Consider the following 16,628-nt stretch of genomic DNA (forward strand, 5'->3'; position numbering starts at 1 on the left):
CACTCATAAAACTTACTTTTATAAAAAGAATTGCTGGTTGTTTAAATGTTTTATATATTCTGTTCAATTTTCAAAGACCATTTTATCTCGTCGCCTTCAAGCGACTTGATTATCTTATCACTTAGGAGTTATCATGTCAACATTTTTTTAAAACTTTTTTCAAAGCTTAAAGTGTTGCTATCGCTCCTTTGCGACGTTTTTCATCTTATCATCTAGTGATTTACTTGTCAACATTTTTTTCTAAGAAGTAAACTGTCGAACTTTGTTTATCACATCAATGACGTGTTTTATCTTATCATAATCTGCCCTACCCCTTATAATACATTTTGTCATGTAATTTTATTATCTCCATCATTCTTTAAATTATGCATTTTTTCTATGTTTTTTTTATATTGATACTCTTGGTACTGTTTTTCTATTTTTTTTTAATATTCAGAATATTTTAAGGCAAAATCCCCCCTCTTTTATATTTTTTCATATGATATACTTTAAACTAAGGAGGTGATTATTATGGCAAACATCTTAAAAAATGATTGGAACGATTTATTACAAGATGAATTTAATAAAGATTATTATAAAAAGATACATAACTTTCTTGTGAATCAATATAGTACAAAAACAATATATCCTGATAAATACGATATATTTAATGCGCTTCATTTTACTCCTTATAAAGATGTAAAAGTTGTTATACTTGGTCAAGATCCATATCATGGTCCAAATCAAGCGCACGGTCTTAGTTTTTCAGTTAAACCTGGAAATAGAATTCCACCATCATTAGTAAATATATATAAAGAGCTCAACCATGATCTAGGGTGCTACATACCTAATAATGGGTATTTAAAAAAATGGGCCGATCAAGGAGTACTTTTATTAAACACAACACTTACTGTAGAGGCTAGAAAAGCAAATTCACATCAAAGAATAGGTTGGGCTATATTTACTGATAAGATTATTTCTTTATTAAACGAAAGAAAAGATCCAATAGTATTTATACTTTGGGGAAATAACGCAATTAAAAAGAAAGATCTAATCACTAACCCTATACATTATATAATACAATCAGTTCATCCAAGTCCCCTATCAGCTTCGAGAGGTTTCTTTGGATCTAAACCATTTTCTAAAACTAATAGCTTTTTAGAAAGTGTTAATAAAAGTCCAATTGATTGGCAAATTGAAAATCTATAATTTTTAATGTTTCTTATAAAAAAGATGATTAATGAGAATTACTTCTCATTAATCATCTAACACTTTGAACTTATTTATTCTTCCTATTAATCTTCCATTAAGTAACTTAGAATTTATCAAATAGTTTAATGCAATCTTTACATGATAAAAATTATCATTTACTCCGGTTATAATCTTTGATTTTGGTATTAATGTTATTACATAAACCATTCCAGTAACAAGGAATGTTGCCCCTATTCCACTTATAACCGCATTAATAACTGGATGATCAATTCCAACACTTCTTAATGGGAATATTATCCTATTTAGAGCGTAAATGTGGAGCATGTATCCTGCATATGAATATTTAGATATAAATCCCATTACGCTTGATAATATCTCCCTCTTTATAACATATTCTCCAACTATATAGAACATAAGGATATTTGATGTTCTATAAGCAATATCAAATAGTAAGTTATATTCTACAAAATCAAATTGTCTGGAGAACTTATAATAAAATGTTAATATAAACATTCCATATACAATATATCTATATTTAAGAACAACTCTCTTAAATATATCATAATTAAATGCTGCATACATTCCAAATATAACGTATATGCTCCAGAATAATATTGATATATTTACAAATCTCATTTGCAGTTCTGTAGGTTGTCCAAATATAAAATTCGCAGCACCTTCCTTTATCCCACCTTGATGTATTGATACATACATATATCCTTTTAATAAAGCAAGAAATGCAAATATTCTAATTACAATATTTCTCTTATGTAACCATCTTCCTACATATATTAAAACCGGGAATATAATAACTAGTCTTATAAACATACCCATATACCAAAGATGGAAACCTCCATTTCCAGCCAAAGTCTGCCCTAAAAAATTAGATATTCTATCTGGATTATATAAAAGCATATTTATATATGAAAATATAAAATACGGTATTATTAAATATAAAAATCTATTTTTATAGTATCTTTTTATGTCCATATTCTCTTTATAACTATAAGCAATAGTCAACCCACTTATAAATAGGAATATTGCAACACCAGGTTCTGCAATAACCATAAGAAAATTAGCCACAGTCACCCATCCTGCTGACATAGAAAAGTCTGATGGTGCACTCCCTAACGCATGCTGCATTATTACAAAAAAGAAAGCAAGTGTCCTTAGCATTTCTATTTCTTTTAGTCTTTGTTTTTTCATAATTCATCCCCCACCTTTATAAACTAAATTATACAATATAATTATTACATAACAATTATAAATTAAAATTTTCTTCAATAAAAAAGGTATGTATTATTTAAAGTACATACCTAATAAATTTCCATCTATATGTTTTGTTTTACAGTAATAATCATTTTTTTATATTGTTCATCTGTTATTAAATCATATCTTTTCATTATGATTAGGGTTTCTTCATCATAAAGAGGTTTCTTCAAATCCTCATTATCCTTACATACTAAAATAGACTTTCTTCCTACTAATAAAGCTATAAAGACTAGAATTGCAGATGTTAATACAAATTCCATTTTCATATTCTCCAGTAAAACATTATATTTATATAATATTATGCTTTAATGCTAAGTATGATTCCAATTTACTTAAAACTTTTAAGCCTTTTATAAAATGTATATGCTAAAGTAGATATTATTCCAACCACGCCTCCTAGCGAAAAGAATAAAACCACTTCTCCTATTAATGTCCCAATTAAAACTCCACTTCCTACTCCAAATGCTATTCCTTTTGCAACTAACTCATATTCGTATTCTGTTAAATTAGCTTTTTCAAACACCATCATCACTCCCAAACCCATAATCTTACTTTTATTATAAAATATACTTCTTAATAATTTCTTAAGCAAAGCTTAAATAACGCTTATATAAAAAGAAAATATTTTTTAATTGTGATACTCTCTTATAGCTTACTTAGTTTTAATTTAAATACTTTATTATATTATATACTATTTAATGGGTTATTATTTACAATTTAATTACAAATTTGGTGTGTACAGGTTAATATTTTATATAAATAAAGGATAGACTATCCTTTATATCTATCCTTATACTATCTTTAAATTATACTATTTTACTTCCATGTAATTCTTTTGCATTTGTCATATTATATATATGCTCTCTATTATTAGCATTTATCCCGCCACCAGGCATTATAATAATTCTCTCACCAGCATATTCAACCAATTCTTTTAATTTTTCTAAATTATTTGGAGCGTTGGTTGATCCACCTTTTGTAAGTATTCTATCTATTCCAAGATCAACTAGTGAATCTATAGCAAAATTTTTATTCTCAATTTCATCAAATGCCATATGAAAAGTTGTACTTAAATTTCCAGCCTCTTCTTTCAATATTTTGTTTCTTTCTATATCTATAGTATTATCATCATTTAAAATACCAAAAACTACACCATTTAATCCAAGCTCTTTACATATTCTAATATCTTCTTTCATTATTTCAAATTCTTCATCTGAATAATTAAAATCTCCACCTCTAGGTCTTATTATTACGTTTATAGGTATATCTATATCGCAAACAGATTTTTTTATTGTTCCATAGCTAGGAGTTGTGCCCCCTTCTTGAAGGTTATCACATAGTTCTATTCTATCTCCTCCATTTTTGAAAGCAGCTATAGCCTCCTTATAATTTCCCACACATACCTCTAATTTCATCCCTATTCACCTCTTATAAAAAAATAAAAAGCACTAACAAAAGTTAGTGCTTTCTGGTGGCTCGAGTAGGAATCGAACCTACGACACGCGGATCTTCAATCCGCTGCTCTACCAACTGAGCTATCGAGCCATACAAACCTAGCAACGTCCTACTCTCCCACACAGTCTCCCGTGCAGTACCATTGGCGCTATAGAGCTTAACTTTCCTGTTCGGAATGGAAAGGAGTGTTTCCTCTATGCCATCATCACTAGATACAAACATATTATAACTAATATTTAGTAAAGTGTCAAAGACTTTTTTTTATTTTTTATAATGTTTTTTATCTCTTTTTATTTAACTACTAAATTATTATACACGGTTATACAAAAGTAAAAATAAATATAATAAATTTAATTTATATAATAATTTATTCTGTCCATAATACAAAGAGACTGCTCAATACAGTCTCCTATTCCTTATTAATCAATTTTATATTTCAAACTCACTATTGTTTTTATCTATAAATCCTACTTTTACTTCACAATTTAATTTTTCTTCTAGCAATTTTGCAAGCTCATCTCTTGCAGATATAACTTCATCATAGTTTTTATCAGTAAATCCATCTATAGGGAAAAATATATTCTTACTTTCTGATACTATCTTCCCATGTTCACTTTGTCTCCATATCCATCTCCTTGTTCTAACCCTATCTCCTGCAAAATATATTAATTCATCATCTTCTAAGTATTCCTTCTCTTCTGAGCCAAATGGAATGAAACTATCTCCTTTTTTTGAGAATTTAACATAAATATCTCCACCAACAGTATCAATGTCATGTGCTCCTAGCGGAACTAGATATTTTAAAGAAATAGCATTTCCAAGATTAACTATAGGATTAATATTAGGTAATCCCTTCTTTTTAGCTACTCTAGTAAGCATTGCCTCATTTGATGCCATAAACTTATTAGGATTAATATCCAAGCTTTTAAAAGCATCTCTATAATAAATTATTTCTTCTAGTTCCTTAACTTTTTTACCTTCGAATTTTCTTTCATCTAGTTCTATAATATTTTTTAATAATTCATTGATCTCAATATTATCCTTAGAATTATCAATACCTTTTGCTACTACTACCCCAAAACATACATTGTCGAGTTTATTAAAAACATCTCTATCTACTATAAATTTCATATTAGCCCCCTAAATACTTATTAACATATAATTGTAATATTTCTAATGTTTTGTATTATAAACATTCCAGTAGATGGAATGTCAATACTTATCAACTAATATTTGAATTTCTGTTACTATTTCAGATTCTTTGTTTGTTAATCCAAAATCTATCAATGTTATTTCTACTGAATCTTCTAACATCTTATAGCCTTTATTTTCAATATACTTTAGTAACTTTTCATAATATAAAGGTGATTCTTCATGAGTTCCATTAAACCTTACACATACATAAGTGCCTTTAGGTAATACTTTTAAGAATCGTTTATTATAATTCTCACCTTCTACTATAACAAAAATTGAATCATACCCTTGAAATATCCTTTCCCTTAGTTTTTCTAAAGAAATTGATACTCCAACCTTTCCATTAAAGATTGAAGCTTTTTCATTTGCTGTTATTTCTAACTTTCTAATAGATAGTTCTAAATCATCAAAGGTTTTTATCTTTTGTCTTAAAATAGCAACAATTCTACTATCAAATTCAATTTCTTGTATAATATCTAAATTATCATAACGTCTTGCATAGTTAATAGTCTCTATTCTTTTTTGTATTTTATCTTTTATAAACTCCATCTCTTTTATCTTTTCTTCAGTTATCTTTTTTTGAGTTTCAAATAAATCCATAATATTATCTATACTTCTATTATCTAAATGCTGTTTTATTTTATTTAGTGGTGTACCTAATGCCTTTAAATACTTTATTGTATTTAATTGCTCAAATTGCTCTGTAGAATAATATCTATACCCATTCTCCTTATTTATAAATCTTGGCTTAAATAAGTCAATTTCATCATAATATCTTAATGTTTTACTATTAATATCAAATAACTTTGATATCTCACCAATTGTAAATAGATTTTTCATTTTGCATCTCCTATATTATTAAGCAATTTTTAGTATTATTTTACCATAATATAAACCTAAAAATTTCTATAACAAAAAATACTGCACATTCATTTATGAATAATACAGTATCAATATTAATTATATTTATTGTTATATAATTTTAAATTATGAATCTTAATTTTCGAAACAGAATTGTAAAGCTTTCTTTAATGCTTCATTAAAGAAATACCAATCATGAACTCCTTCCCATTCCTCATAAGTAAAATTCAAATTAATCTTTTCTATTTCATTACGAAATCTTATATTATAATCTCGTAAATAATCTTCTGTTCCACAAGCTAAATATATCTTAGGCTTAATTTCTTGTACACTTACACTCTTGGCTAGCTCTAGTATTTCATTTTGAGGATTACATTCTAATTCTTGTCCAAAAGCTGATAAAAAGTCTGTAATTAATTGTTCGCCATACATCGCCTTCAATTCTTCTGTTTTATCATTCTTCCTCTGTCTATCCAAATCATCCTTTAAAAATAAACAAGCTGATGAAAATGCACAACAATAACCATATTCTTCTGGTTTTGACAAAGCACATTTTAAAGCACCATATCCCCCCATAGATCCACCAATAATTGCAGTATCTTCTCTTTTATGAGATATTTTAAAAACACGCTTACAAATTTCAGGCAACTCTTCTGTAATATAGCTAAAGAATCTTTGTCCATATTTCATATCAGTATAAAAACTTCTTGCTACTTCTAGCATTATAAAAATAGTATTATAGTTGTTTGCATAAACCGGCAACATAGTATTATCGGCCCAGCTTCCGTTATCTCCACAAAGCCCGTGAAGGACATATGCTACTTTATACTTGTTACTTTCTTTAAATCCATTAGGAACAATAACCGTTATCCCTGTATCCATTTCAAGAATTTTTGAAAACACATTTCCACGTAAAATCATATTTACACCACCTATTTCACATATATTTCTTTTGTATTTTATATATTAAAATATTTTTCTATGTCTTTAAATTATATATGTTCTCATTATTTTAATTCATACATAAGTATTTTCTCTAAAGTATTGCCATAACTTTTCAAAGTATCTATCTGTACGAAACCATACTTTTCATATAAATTTTCTTCTCCGGTTGCAATATATATTTTCTCAAAACCTTCTCTTTTAGCATACTCAAAAACCTTTTTAATCATCTTCTCACTTACCCTATTCCCCCTATACTTTTCATCAACAAATACAAATCCAATCCATGGTGTATAAGTACAGTTAGGAATATAATCTGTTTTGGTTATTGTACAAAATCCTACTACAGTGTCATCTTCAACTACTACAAAAGGGCATTCAAAATCTTCAAACATATTTTCTCTCATTCTTTTTGCCAAGCTTGCCCCAACTCTCCATGAGCATTTTTCAGCCATTTCAATTGTTCTATTCCAATATATATCTTCTCTATCAAGAATTCTTATCTCCATATACCCTCCCAAATTTTACCTAAGTATTCTTTATTTAAGTATATCACTATGATAATATTTGGTAAAAATATTTTTTATTTTCACCATTCTATGTAATAATAAACTTATCGAATATAACTTGGAGGTGAATTCATGAATACTGAAATAGAAAGATTAACTCAAATTTTAAAAGAAAGTAATAATATAGTTTTCTTTGGAGGAGCCGGTGTATCAACTGAATCTGGGATTCCTGATTTTAGATCTAGTAATGGACTTTATAATGATTCAAATAAAGTACAATATTCTCCTGAGGAAATACTAAGTCACTCATTCTTCTTTTCTCATACAAAAGATTTTTATGACTTTTATAAGAATAAAATGATTTATACGAATGCTAAACCAAATAAAGCCCATATAGCTTTAGCTAAATTAGAGGCTGAAGGTAGATTAAAAGCTATAATAACTCAAAATATCGATGGATTACATCAAGAAGCTGGTAGTAAAAAAGTTTTTGAATTGCACGGATCAATTCATAGGAATTATTGCACTAGTTGTAATAAATTTTATCCACTAGATTTTATACTAAAGAGTAAATATATCCCCATTTGTACTGAGTGTGGTGGAATAATTAAACCAGATGTTGTCCTATATGAGGAACCTCTTGACGAAACAACATTAAATGCTTCAGTAAGAGCTATAATGAATGCTGATACATTAATAATTGGAGGAACATCCCTTGTTGTTTATCCAGCTGCTTCACTAATTAGATATTTTAGAGGTAAAAATCTAATACTTATAAACAAAAGTAGTACTCAATACGATAACTTAGCTTCTCTTTGTATAAATGATAGTATTGGAGAGGTGTTATCTAAAGTAATTGAATAATTTTTTATAAAACAAAATATATATAATATATATAACAATTTAGGAGTTTTTTGAATGAAATATATTATATTTATATTGTTAATTTTAGTTATAGTTTTTTTAGTACTATATTATGAAAGAAAACTTTTCTCTTGCAGAAAACAACTACTAATCGCTAATAATCAAATTAATAGTTTAAGACAACGAGTTCCAAAGACAAATCCACATAAAAAGAATAAAAAATTTGAAATTAAATTTTCTGCTCCTAATTCTAATATGGGAATAATAAACGAAAACTCTAATATATATATATCACCTCTAGAATCTTCAGAATTAGTGCAACATATAGATATTAAAATGGAGGTCAAAATTCTAGATAAAGCTGAATTAAACAGTGAACATTGGTATTATATATCGCTTCCTATGGATAGTAATATAAATTCTAGAGGATGGATTCCTCAAAGAAGTTTCTCATATTTTTATGGTAACTCTACTAATATTACTAAAAACACATAATAAAAACCTTAGATAATGGCTTTTTCAAGCTATTATCTAAGGTTTTTTATATTTTAATAGTAAGTCCCATATATACAACATAAATAACTAATGTTACTATTAATGGCCAATCTATAACTCTTTCCGTTGTTTCAGTTAATTCTCCTGAAACACTTCTGTATCCATCAGGATTTATTATCTCAATAACTCCTCGTCTCTTACCTAATTTATCTAACTTCCTAATTACTAAAAATGCTAATACTGAAGCTACAACAAATATTATAATTCCACCTTGAAGCAATGCTAACTTCTCTCCTAGTGGAAGTGATTTAAGTGACACTTGACTTGTATTTTCTATTTGTGATGGATTAATAAAACTCATTAATTTTTGAAGTGTAACTGAAGTACCATTTATAATAAAGTGCATTATCATAGATGCATAAATACTCCCTGTAACTCTTACTGCATAGGCTAATACAAAACCAAGGACAGTTGCATATAAAAACTGATTTGCATCTAAATGGAATATTCCAAAGAATAATCCTATAATAACTGCTGATTTAAATCTACTTTTTCCATTGTATCCTGATAAGATTACTCCTCTTAAGGTAATTTCTTCTGTAATAGCTGGCATAAAGGCTATTATTCCCATAAGTATAATATAGGGTGTGCTTGATATTGAACTCATTAAATTTCCTATATTATTTTCAAAAAAGAATCCACTTATAAGTCCAAAGAAATTCATTATAGGCACACACAAGAATCCTAATACTATTACAAGAATTAAATCTTTAAAAGGCAATAACTTAAATCTAAATGTTTCTACTAAATTACATTTAGTTACAATCACATATATAATTGCTGGTATTATAAATATTATTATGTGATTACATACTAAGGCTATTCTTATATCTCTAACCCCAATTAATCTATAAATTGGCAGCAATACATAGGGCATAAATATTTCTAATAATATTATTATTAGAAAATATAAATTTGCTCTAAAAACTTTTTTCATATTTTTCTCCTTTTTTATTATACTGAGTATATTTTTTTAATTTTAGGAGATACTATTCAATGAGGCTAATGCTTCATTAATTAATCGCCTCTCCCCCATTTTATTTATATACAGGAACAATCCCTCTTTTGATTTAAAGAAGAAAGAGGGATTTTTTCTATCCCTCAATATTTTCTCTTTCTTTCAATATCATTTGTATTAATTTTTATAATAAGCTTCTTCTTATTATATCTAGAGCTGTCATACTTGCTCTATTTTTAACTGAATTTCTATCTCCAGTAAATATATGTTTATAAGATTTAACTTCCCCATCTACATATATACCAAAATACACAAGTCCTACAGGTTTTTCTTCTGTTCCTCCTGTTGGTCCTGCTATTCCAGTAGTTGATACTCCAATTCTAGCACCGGTTCTTTTTGCTATTCCTTCTGCCATTTCTTTTGCAGTTTCATGACTTACAGCACCGAACTTTTCTAATGTCTCTTTCTTTACATTAAGAGTTCTCATTTTAGCTTCATTAGAATAAGTAACAGCACCTTCAAGAAAAACTTTTGATATACCTGGATACTCTATAAGCTTTGATGATAATAGTCCACCCGTACATGATTCACTAACTCCTATTGTCATATCTTTGTTAACTAACATTTTGGCTACAGTGTCTTGAAGGGTAGTATCTCCAGTATTATACACTGCATCTCCTAGCCTACTATAAACTTCATCCTTTAATGGATTAATTAGTTTCTTAGCTTCTTCTTCGCTTTTAGCTTTTGCAGTTATTCTAAATATAACTTCTCCTTCTTTAGCATAAGGCGCTATTGTAGGATTCTTTCCGTTATCAATTAAGTCTTGTAACTTTTTCTCTGCTGAGCTTTCTCCTATGCCGAATACTCTTAAAACCTCTGATACTATAGTGTCTCCAGTACGCTTTTCTAAATATTTTCTTACATGCTTTTTAAACATTGGCTCCATTTCTTTTGGAGGTCCAGGTAATACTATTATAGTCTTATCATCTTTTTCAAATATAGCACCTGGGGCTGTTCCATTTTCATTATCTAATATAATAGCTTCCTTAGGAAAATATGCCTGTTTTTCATTACTTTTTACAAATTCTCTTCCCATTTTCTTAAAGTAATCTTTTATTTTTTGTAGGCTTTCCTCATGAAGACACATATCCATTCCAAAGAATTCAGCTGCAAGTTCCTTTGTCATATCATCTTTAGTTGGTCCAAGGCCACCAGTTGTAATTATGATATCACTTCTATCTAAAGACCTTTTAAAGCAATCTAGTATTCTTTCTCTGTTATCTCCAACCGCTTCATGATAATAAACATCTACTCCTAAATTAGCTAGCTCCTTTGCAAGATATTGAGCATTTGAATTTAAGATATCTCCTAAAATAACCTCTGTACCTACTGCTATTATTTCACACTTCATAATATCCCTTCTCACTTAATTAATTTTATTTAACTCATTTCTATATTTTCCATATCCATATATTTTATTATATACTATTTTTGCCAAAAACAATAAGGATGATAGTTAACCTTTTGTAAAGATACACTATCATCCTAATCATCATAAGTTGAATGCAATTTTTTATGTTGCTATCCCTGAGCACAAAGGAGAACTCAGGGATAGTTTATATAAAAAATCCTTCCTCTCATTACACAGAGTTTATTGCATGGGTAACTTATAAAATACTTAATTAGAGTGTTAAGCATTTTATAATTATGTATGAGAGAAGAGAATTTATTCTTCTTCCCTTAATAACAACTTATCTCTTCATACAATAACATATGCATTAATAACTTCTTTTATTCATGAATTATTTTACCAACCTTGTTTTTCCTCTTTAAGTGTAAAATGACTTCCATCATTCTTAAATTCTATATTAAAGTTTTCACCATCTACAATAACTTTTGTAAGAGATGCTTGTTCCATAACTTCATTATTTGCTTCTTGGTCATTAAAAAATGTCATTATAGCCTTTAATGTTATTCCATGAGCAACTATTAGGATATTTTTCCCTTCATTTTCTTTTATTATATCTCTCATAGCAGAGTTTACTCTTTCACGAACTTCTCCTAATGTTTCTCCATTTGGTGCACGCATCTCTAAGTTTCCTCTCATTATAGCGCTTATATCCCAATCTGGATTTTCTTTCATCACTTCTTCTGTTATCTTGCCTTCATAATCTCCAAAGTTCATTTCTTTTAGTCCTTCATGAACTTTAACTTCTATATATTTGTCACCTTTTACTATCTGCGCAGTTTTGTATGCTCTTTCTATAGGGCTTGTATATATTGTATCTATATTAATGTCTTTAATTCTTTCTGATAATTCTTTTGCTCTATTAAGTCCAAATTCAGTTAATGGTGAATTACCATGACCTTGGAGCCTCTTCTCTAAATTCCATTCTGTTTGACCATGTCTTGTTAAATATATTGTTGTCATTTTTATATCTCCTAATTCTCTAGTTTTTTCTAAATCTTCTTATGTGCATAATAAGATAAATTATCTCTTGTCTTGATAAATTATAACTAAATTGTTTTTTTATATATTGTTCAATTTTATCAATACATTTTCTTTCCTCTGGATATCTATTTGAAATTATATCATAAAGTTCTACATCTTCTTCTTCAACTTGTTCTCTCTTAAAAATTCTTTGCGCAAAGAATTTTAGATGTGTTAAAAGCCTTGTATAATCTAATGACTCTTCATCAAATTTAATATCAAAATATTTCTTTATGATATTAAGAAGCTTATTTGTAAGAACTGTAATATTCATAGTATTATACATATCTTCATTTAATGCTGAATTCAATATATGTAAGGCTATAAATCCTGCTTCATCTTCGCTTAACCTTATTCCGGTATATTTCTCTACTATATTAATTCCCTCTAACCCAACTTTAAATTCTTTTTTATAAAGACTTTTTATTTCCCATAGCATAGGATTTTCTATGCTTATATTCTCATTTGCTCTTATTACAGCAAATGATAAATGATCAGTTAGTAGTATATATATTAATTCACCCAGTTCAATGCCTAATTCTTTTTCTGCTATAGCAACAATTTCCTTTGTCATACTTAAATACTCCGGAGGTGTTTCAATCATTAATTGCTTGAATTTTTCATTGCTCTTTTCATTTTCCATTTTAAAAATTTTTTCTATTTTTTCTTCATCAATTGATTCACCAGATTTTTTTTGAAATCCAATCCCTCTTCCCATTACTACTGCTTCTTCGCAATTTAATATAACCGTCACAACATTATTATTAAGAATCTTATTAATAATCATATATTTTAAACCCCTCTTCATAAGTTTTACTCAATATTTTAATTGTAGTTATACATTAAAGAACATATTAATTATACAACTACTAATAATCTTTATTCCATACATATAATATTATCATTTTATTCATAAAATTAAAATATTTTTAACTTTTATGTTGACATCTTTTTTTTATCATGATAACATTTACTTGAGCTTAAATGCTGAGATTTGTTACTATTAGATTAGGCAAATCAGAGAAAATTCTATCATTTAGTAAAAATCGAGGGATTGCTACTATTTCATTAGGCAAGACTTAAATATATGTAAATCTGAAATGGTATAGGCGTATTATATACGTTCTTATACATCATAAAGATTTATAAATATTTAAGTCTTTTTTATTTGTAAAAAAGTCTTAAAAAGCAATTTTAAATTATATTTTTACATATTATTTAAGGAGGATTTATATATGTTACAAACACTTCAAAGAATCGGTAAAGCAATCATGCTTCCAATAGCAGCTCTACCAATTGCAGGTATTTTACTAGGTATAGGTGGTGCGTTACTAGGTATTTCAGGGCTTAATAATCCGCCAGCTGTTTATGAACCATTAATTGCATTTGTTAATATTCCAGTAGTTACAGCTATTTTAACTATAATGAAAAATATAGGGGACATCATATTTGGTAACCTTCCAATATTATTCGCTGTTGGGGTTGCAGTTGGACTTGCTAATAAAGACAAGGGAACAGCAGCACTTGCTTCAGTATTTGGATTTATCGTTATGAACCAAGTTGTTTCAACACTTCTTGCATTAGGATATACTCAACTAGGTGTTGTTACTCCTGATAACGTTGGAGAATTCGGAACATACGTTACCACTAATGTTGGTATATTTACTCTTAATATGTCAGTATTTGGAGGTATTATAACAGGTATTGTTACTTCTATATTACATAACAAATTCTATAACATAGAATTACCACAAGTTATTGGATTCTTCTCAGGATCAAGATTTGTTCCTATAATCACAGCTTTAGTTATGGCTTTAGTTGGTGCAATACTTGCATTTGCATGGCCAGTAGTACAAAACGGTATTTCAATTATTGCAGAGCTAGTTAAAAATGCTGGTGCAATAGGTACTTTCTTCTATGGAGTAATTGAAAGAGCATTAATTCCATTTGGATTACACCATGTATTTTATACTCCATTCTGGTTTGGGTCATTCGTTGAAGCTAACGTTATTATAGATGGAACTCAACAAGTTATCGCAGGTGCTAACACTGCATACTTCGCTCAATTATCAAGCATGACTGATTTAGTTGGTGCTTCAGCAGATACTATGAGTAACATAGTTGCAGGAACTACTAGATTCATGGCTGGTAAATTCCCATTCATGATGTTTGGACTTCCAGCAGCTGCATTTGCAATGTATAAATGTGCACACCCAACTAAGAAAAAAGTTGTAGGATCACTTTTACTAGCTGCTGCTGTAACTTCATTCTTAACTGGTATAACTGAACCTTTAGAATTTACATTCTTATTTGTTGCTCCAGTATTATACGGAGTTCACTGTTTACTTGCAGGTCTATCATTTATGTTAATGGATGTACTTAACGTATTTGTAGGTATGACTTTCTCTGGTGGATTTATAGATTTCTCACTATTTGGTTTACTTCCAGCTGGTGCAGGAGTTCCAACTAAATGGTTCATGATCGTATTAGTTGGTTTAGTATATGCAGTTATTTACTACTTCTTATTCACGTTCATGATTAAGAAATTTAACTTAAAAACTCCAGGTAGAGATGCTGATGAAAAAGACACTAAACTATTCACTAAAAAAGATTTCCAAGCAACTTCATCAGGTGATGAAATTATAGAAAAAGCTCCTCATGTTTTAGAAGCTTTAGGTGGAGAATCAAATATAGTAAGTGTTGATGCTTGTATAACAAGACTTAGAGTTGAAGTTAAAGATAAGTCAAAAGTTGATAAGAAAGCCCTTAAAAATCTAGGAGCTGCTGGAGTTGTTGAGGTAGGAAATGGAATCCAAGCTATTTTCGGCGCTAAAGCAAACTCTTATAAAAATGAAATAAACACTATTTTAGGTAATAACTAATTAATTTATAATTAATCCAATATAAACTAAAAAACTGTAGCTAAATCTAGCTACAGTTTTTTAGTTACTATTTATCTAATTCTAAAAGTGCTAATGCAACAGCACCTACAACACCGGCATCTGTTCCAAGACCAGCAGGTACTATTTGGCAGCTCTCTGCCATTGCTTTAAAGCATCTCTTCTTAACAACTTCACGAACTTTATCAAAAACTATATCTCCAGCTTTTGATACTCCGCCTCCAATAACTATCATTTCAGGATCAAAAATTGAAATTGCATTAGCTATCCCTATTCCTAAGAAAGTTAACGCATTATCTATTATATCTTTTGCAACTTCATCGCCATTTGCTGCTTCTTTAAATACTTCATATGATGTAACCTTATCATACTTCTTAAGTGAAGTCTCAACTTTGCTATTTACAGCTTCTTGACCTCTCTTACCTATAGCTGTTCCTGATGATAAAGCTTCTAAACATCCTATGTTTCCGCAATTACATCTTGGTCCAAATGGTGAAACAGTTGTGTGACCAATTTCTAAGGCATTTGATGTGTTTCCTCTGCATATGTTACCATCAACAATAGCTCCTCCACCTACACCAGTACTTACTGTAAAGTAAACCATGTTCTTTTTACCTTTACCTGCGCCAAGCATATATTCTCCAATAGCTGCAACATTAGCATCATTATCTAAGAATACTGGAACATTAAATTTCTCTTTTAATGGTTTTACTAAATTAAAGTTGTTAAATGGTAAATTTGGAGTAGTAATTATTATCCCTTTTTTTGAATCTAAAGGACCTGGTGATCCTATACCAATTGCCTTTATATCTTCTAAAGTAGCGTCTCCCTCACTCATTACAGATTGAATACTTTTAATTATTCTTTCTAGAACTCTTTCTTCCCCTTCATGTGCATTTGTTGGAATTATGCTTTGTGATAAAACATTTCCTTCAAAATCTGCTAGAGCAGTACTTATCTTAGTACCACCTAAATCTACACCAACTACATACTTATTCATATAATCCTCCATCGCTTATCATGTATTGTATCATTCCATAAAAATAGGACTTACTATTCTATTTTAATATATTTATAGAAATAATAAAGTCCTTATTATAATTAATTTAACCAATTTATTGTTCTTAATCATTTTTATGAGCATTTATAACATAATTACCTTCATTATCCATCCACTGATTATCAACGATGAACCTGTTATCTTGTAGCATCGAACTTATTGTGCCTACACTGTCTTTATTCTCTTTATCTATTGATATTGTAAACTTATCCTCTTTATCAACTATACATAAATAATCATAGATATTACTATATTCACTTAACCCAATACTTCCTCGTATATCCATTCTATAATCAGACATAAGTTCTATTCCTCCAATCAAAGCAAAATACCGCTTCCTATACAATTATTAATTTATTTTTATATAGTTATT

Annotated in this window: 18 protein-coding genes, 1 tRNA gene and 1 rRNA gene; 4 read left to right on the plus strand and 16 right to left on the minus strand. The window is 28.7% G+C overall.

What is annotated here, in order from left to right:
• Nucleotides 1-510: 510 nt before the first annotated feature.
• A complete protein-coding gene (locus JOC62_RS16275; RefSeq protein ID WP_204596353.1) occupies nucleotides 511-1,188 on the plus strand; it encodes a uracil-DNA glycosylase in 678 nt (225 codons plus the stop codon).
• A 48-nt stretch (nucleotides 1,189-1,236) separates the two neighbouring features.
• Here JOC62_RS16275 and JOC62_RS16280 read toward each other — a convergent pair whose 3' ends face one another.
• From JOC62_RS16280 to JOC62_RS16325, 10 genes are all read right to left on the minus strand, one after another.
• Nucleotides 1,237-2,397 (minus strand): acyltransferase, encoded by a 1,161-nt coding sequence (locus JOC62_RS16280; protein WP_204596354.1) that lies wholly within the window; start codon nucleotides 2,395-2,397, stop codon nucleotides 1,237-1,239.
• A 125-nt stretch (nucleotides 2,398-2,522) separates the two neighbouring features.
• Nucleotides 2,523-2,723, minus strand: coding sequence for a hypothetical protein (locus tag JOC62_RS16285; protein ID WP_204596355.1), 201 nt, complete (start codon nucleotides 2,721-2,723; stop codon nucleotides 2,523-2,525).
• 68 nt (nucleotides 2,724-2,791) lie between these two features.
• Nucleotides 2,792-2,986 carry a hypothetical protein gene (locus tag JOC62_RS16290; RefSeq protein ID WP_204596356.1) on the minus strand — a complete coding sequence of 65 codons (195 nt, stop codon included), beginning with the start codon at nucleotides 2,984-2,986 and terminating at the stop codon, nucleotides 2,792-2,794.
• A gap of 283 nt (nucleotides 2,987-3,269) precedes the next feature.
• Nucleotides 3,270-3,884 (minus strand): copper homeostasis protein CutC, encoded by a 615-nt coding sequence (locus tag JOC62_RS16295; RefSeq protein ID WP_341534819.1) that lies wholly within the window; start codon nucleotides 3,882-3,884, stop codon nucleotides 3,270-3,272.
• A 48-nt stretch (nucleotides 3,885-3,932) separates the two neighbouring features.
• Nucleotides 3,933-4,008, minus strand: a tRNA-Phe gene (locus tag JOC62_RS16300).
• A gap of 6 nt (nucleotides 4,009-4,014) precedes the next feature.
• Nucleotides 4,015-4,131, minus strand: a 5S ribosomal RNA gene (rrf, locus tag JOC62_RS16305).
• Nucleotides 4,132-4,347: 216 nt separating this feature from the next.
• The gene (locus JOC62_RS16310) at nucleotides 4,348-5,049 is read right to left on the minus strand and encodes a B3/B4 domain-containing protein (RefSeq protein WP_204596358.1); all 702 of its coding nucleotides are present in this window, start codon (nucleotides 5,047-5,049) and stop codon (nucleotides 4,348-4,350) included.
• 81 nt (nucleotides 5,050-5,130) lie between these two features.
• Nucleotides 5,131-5,952: a MerR family transcriptional regulator gene (locus tag JOC62_RS16315; protein WP_204596359.1), complete on the minus strand. Its 822-nt coding sequence runs from the start codon at nucleotides 5,950-5,952 to the stop codon at nucleotides 5,131-5,133.
• A gap of 156 nt (nucleotides 5,953-6,108) precedes the next feature.
• Complete coding sequence (locus JOC62_RS16320; RefSeq protein WP_204596360.1) at nucleotides 6,109-6,894, minus strand: alpha/beta hydrolase; 786 nt, start codon at nucleotides 6,892-6,894, stop codon at nucleotides 6,109-6,111.
• A gap of 86 nt (nucleotides 6,895-6,980) precedes the next feature.
• A complete protein-coding gene (locus JOC62_RS16325) occupies nucleotides 6,981-7,424 on the minus strand; it encodes a GNAT family N-acetyltransferase (RefSeq protein ID WP_204596361.1) in 444 nt (147 codons plus the stop codon).
• A 132-nt stretch (nucleotides 7,425-7,556) separates the two neighbouring features.
• Here JOC62_RS16325 and JOC62_RS16330 point away from each other — a divergent pair, with 132 nt between their 5' ends.
• Nucleotides 7,557-8,288 carry an NAD-dependent protein deacylase gene (locus JOC62_RS16330; RefSeq protein WP_204596362.1) on the plus strand — a complete coding sequence of 244 codons (732 nt, stop codon included), beginning with the start codon at nucleotides 7,557-7,559 and terminating at the stop codon, nucleotides 8,286-8,288.
• 54 nt (nucleotides 8,289-8,342) lie between these two features.
• Nucleotides 8,343-8,783: a hypothetical protein gene (locus JOC62_RS16335; RefSeq protein WP_204596363.1), complete on the plus strand. Its 441-nt coding sequence runs from the start codon at nucleotides 8,343-8,345 to the stop codon at nucleotides 8,781-8,783.
• A 46-nt stretch (nucleotides 8,784-8,829) separates the two neighbouring features.
• On the opposite strand, the gene JOC62_RS16340 is transcribed toward JOC62_RS16335, so the two are convergent.
• The 4 genes from JOC62_RS16340 to licT all read right to left on the minus strand — a co-directional run bounded on the left by JOC62_RS16340 (nucleotide 8,830) and on the right by licT (nucleotide 13,082).
• Nucleotides 8,830-9,780: a CPBP family intramembrane glutamic endopeptidase gene (locus JOC62_RS16340; protein ID WP_204596364.1), complete on the minus strand. Its 951-nt coding sequence runs from the start codon at nucleotides 9,778-9,780 to the stop codon at nucleotides 8,830-8,832.
• A 205-nt stretch (nucleotides 9,781-9,985) separates the two neighbouring features.
• Nucleotides 9,986-11,215, minus strand: coding sequence for a competence/damage-inducible protein A (locus JOC62_RS16345; protein ID WP_204596365.1), 1,230 nt, complete (start codon nucleotides 11,213-11,215; stop codon nucleotides 9,986-9,988).
• Nucleotides 11,216-11,611: 396 nt separating this feature from the next.
• Nucleotides 11,612-12,235: a histidine phosphatase family protein gene (locus tag JOC62_RS16350; protein WP_204596366.1), complete on the minus strand. Its 624-nt coding sequence runs from the start codon at nucleotides 12,233-12,235 to the stop codon at nucleotides 11,612-11,614.
• 19 nt (nucleotides 12,236-12,254) lie between these two features.
• Nucleotides 12,255-13,082, minus strand: coding sequence for a BglG family transcription antiterminator LicT (gene licT, locus JOC62_RS16355; protein ID WP_204596367.1), 828 nt, complete (start codon nucleotides 13,080-13,082; stop codon nucleotides 12,255-12,257).
• Between the two features lie 448 nt (nucleotides 13,083-13,530).
• On the opposite strand from licT, the gene JOC62_RS16360 reads away from it, so the two are divergent.
• Nucleotides 13,531-15,177 carry a PTS transporter subunit EIIC gene (locus JOC62_RS16360; protein WP_204596368.1) on the plus strand — a complete coding sequence of 549 codons (1,647 nt, stop codon included), beginning with the start codon at nucleotides 13,531-13,533 and terminating at the stop codon, nucleotides 15,175-15,177.
• A gap of 67 nt (nucleotides 15,178-15,244) precedes the next feature.
• On the opposite strand, the gene JOC62_RS16365 is transcribed toward JOC62_RS16360, so the two are convergent.
• Nucleotides 15,245-16,195 carry an ROK family protein gene (locus tag JOC62_RS16365; protein WP_204596369.1) on the minus strand — a complete coding sequence of 317 codons (951 nt, stop codon included), beginning with the start codon at nucleotides 16,193-16,195 and terminating at the stop codon, nucleotides 15,245-15,247.
• Nucleotides 16,196-16,319: 124 nt separating this feature from the next.
• A complete protein-coding gene (locus JOC62_RS16370) occupies nucleotides 16,320-16,556 on the minus strand; it encodes a hypothetical protein (protein WP_204596370.1) in 237 nt (78 codons plus the stop codon).
• Nucleotides 16,557-16,628: the final 72 nt, after the last annotated feature.

It is taken from the genome of Clostridium sardiniense (assembly GCF_016907995.1).
Taxonomy (GTDB): domain Bacteria; phylum Bacillota; class Clostridia; order Clostridiales; family Clostridiaceae; genus Clostridium; species Clostridium sardiniense.

Coding starts and splice junctions, on each gene's coding strand:
- JOC62_RS16275 (WP_204596353.1), top strand. CDS start 511: ATGGCAAACATCTTAAAAAATGATTGGAACGATTTATTACAAGATGAA.
- JOC62_RS16280 (WP_204596354.1), bottom strand. CDS start 2,397: ATGAAAAAACAAAGACTAAAAGAAATAGAAATGCTAAGGACACTTGCT.
- JOC62_RS16285 (WP_204596355.1), bottom strand. CDS start 2,723: ATGGAATTTGTATTAACATCTGCAATTCTAGTCTTTATAGCTTTATTA.
- JOC62_RS16310 (WP_204596358.1), bottom strand. CDS start 5,049: ATGAAATTTATAGTAGATAGAGATGTTTTTAATAAACTCGACAATGTA.
- JOC62_RS16315 (WP_204596359.1), bottom strand. CDS start 5,952: ATGAAAAATCTATTTACAATTGGTGAGATATCAAAGTTATTTGATATT.
- JOC62_RS16320 (WP_204596360.1), bottom strand. CDS start 6,894: ATGATTTTACGTGGAAATGTGTTTTCAAAAATTCTTGAAATGGATACA.
- JOC62_RS16325 (WP_204596361.1), bottom strand. CDS start 7,424: ATGGAGATAAGAATTCTTGATAGAGAAGATATATATTGGAATAGAACA.
- JOC62_RS16330 (WP_204596362.1), top strand. CDS start 7,557: ATGAATACTGAAATAGAAAGATTAACTCAAATTTTAAAAGAAAGTAAT.
- JOC62_RS16335 (WP_204596363.1), top strand. CDS start 8,343: ATGAAATATATTATATTTATATTGTTAATTTTAGTTATAGTTTTTTTA.
- JOC62_RS16340 (WP_204596364.1), bottom strand. CDS start 9,780: ATGAAAAAAGTTTTTAGAGCAAATTTATATTTTCTAATAATAATATTA.
- JOC62_RS16345 (WP_204596365.1), bottom strand. CDS start 11,215: ATGAAGTGTGAAATAATAGCAGTAGGTACAGAGGTTATTTTAGGAGAT.
- JOC62_RS16350 (WP_204596366.1), bottom strand. CDS start 12,235: ATGACAACAATATATTTAACAAGACATGGTCAAACAGAATGGAATTTA.
- licT (WP_204596367.1), bottom strand. CDS start 13,082: ATGATTATTAATAAGATTCTTAATAATAATGTTGTGACGGTTATATTA.
- JOC62_RS16360 (WP_204596368.1), top strand. CDS start 13,531: ATGTTACAAACACTTCAAAGAATCGGTAAAGCAATCATGCTTCCAATA.
- JOC62_RS16365 (WP_204596369.1), bottom strand. CDS start 16,195: ATGAATAAGTATGTAGTTGGTGTAGATTTAGGTGGTACTAAGATAAGT.
- JOC62_RS16370 (WP_204596370.1), bottom strand. CDS start 16,556: ATGTCTGATTATAGAATGGATATACGAGGAAGTATTGGGTTAAGTGAA.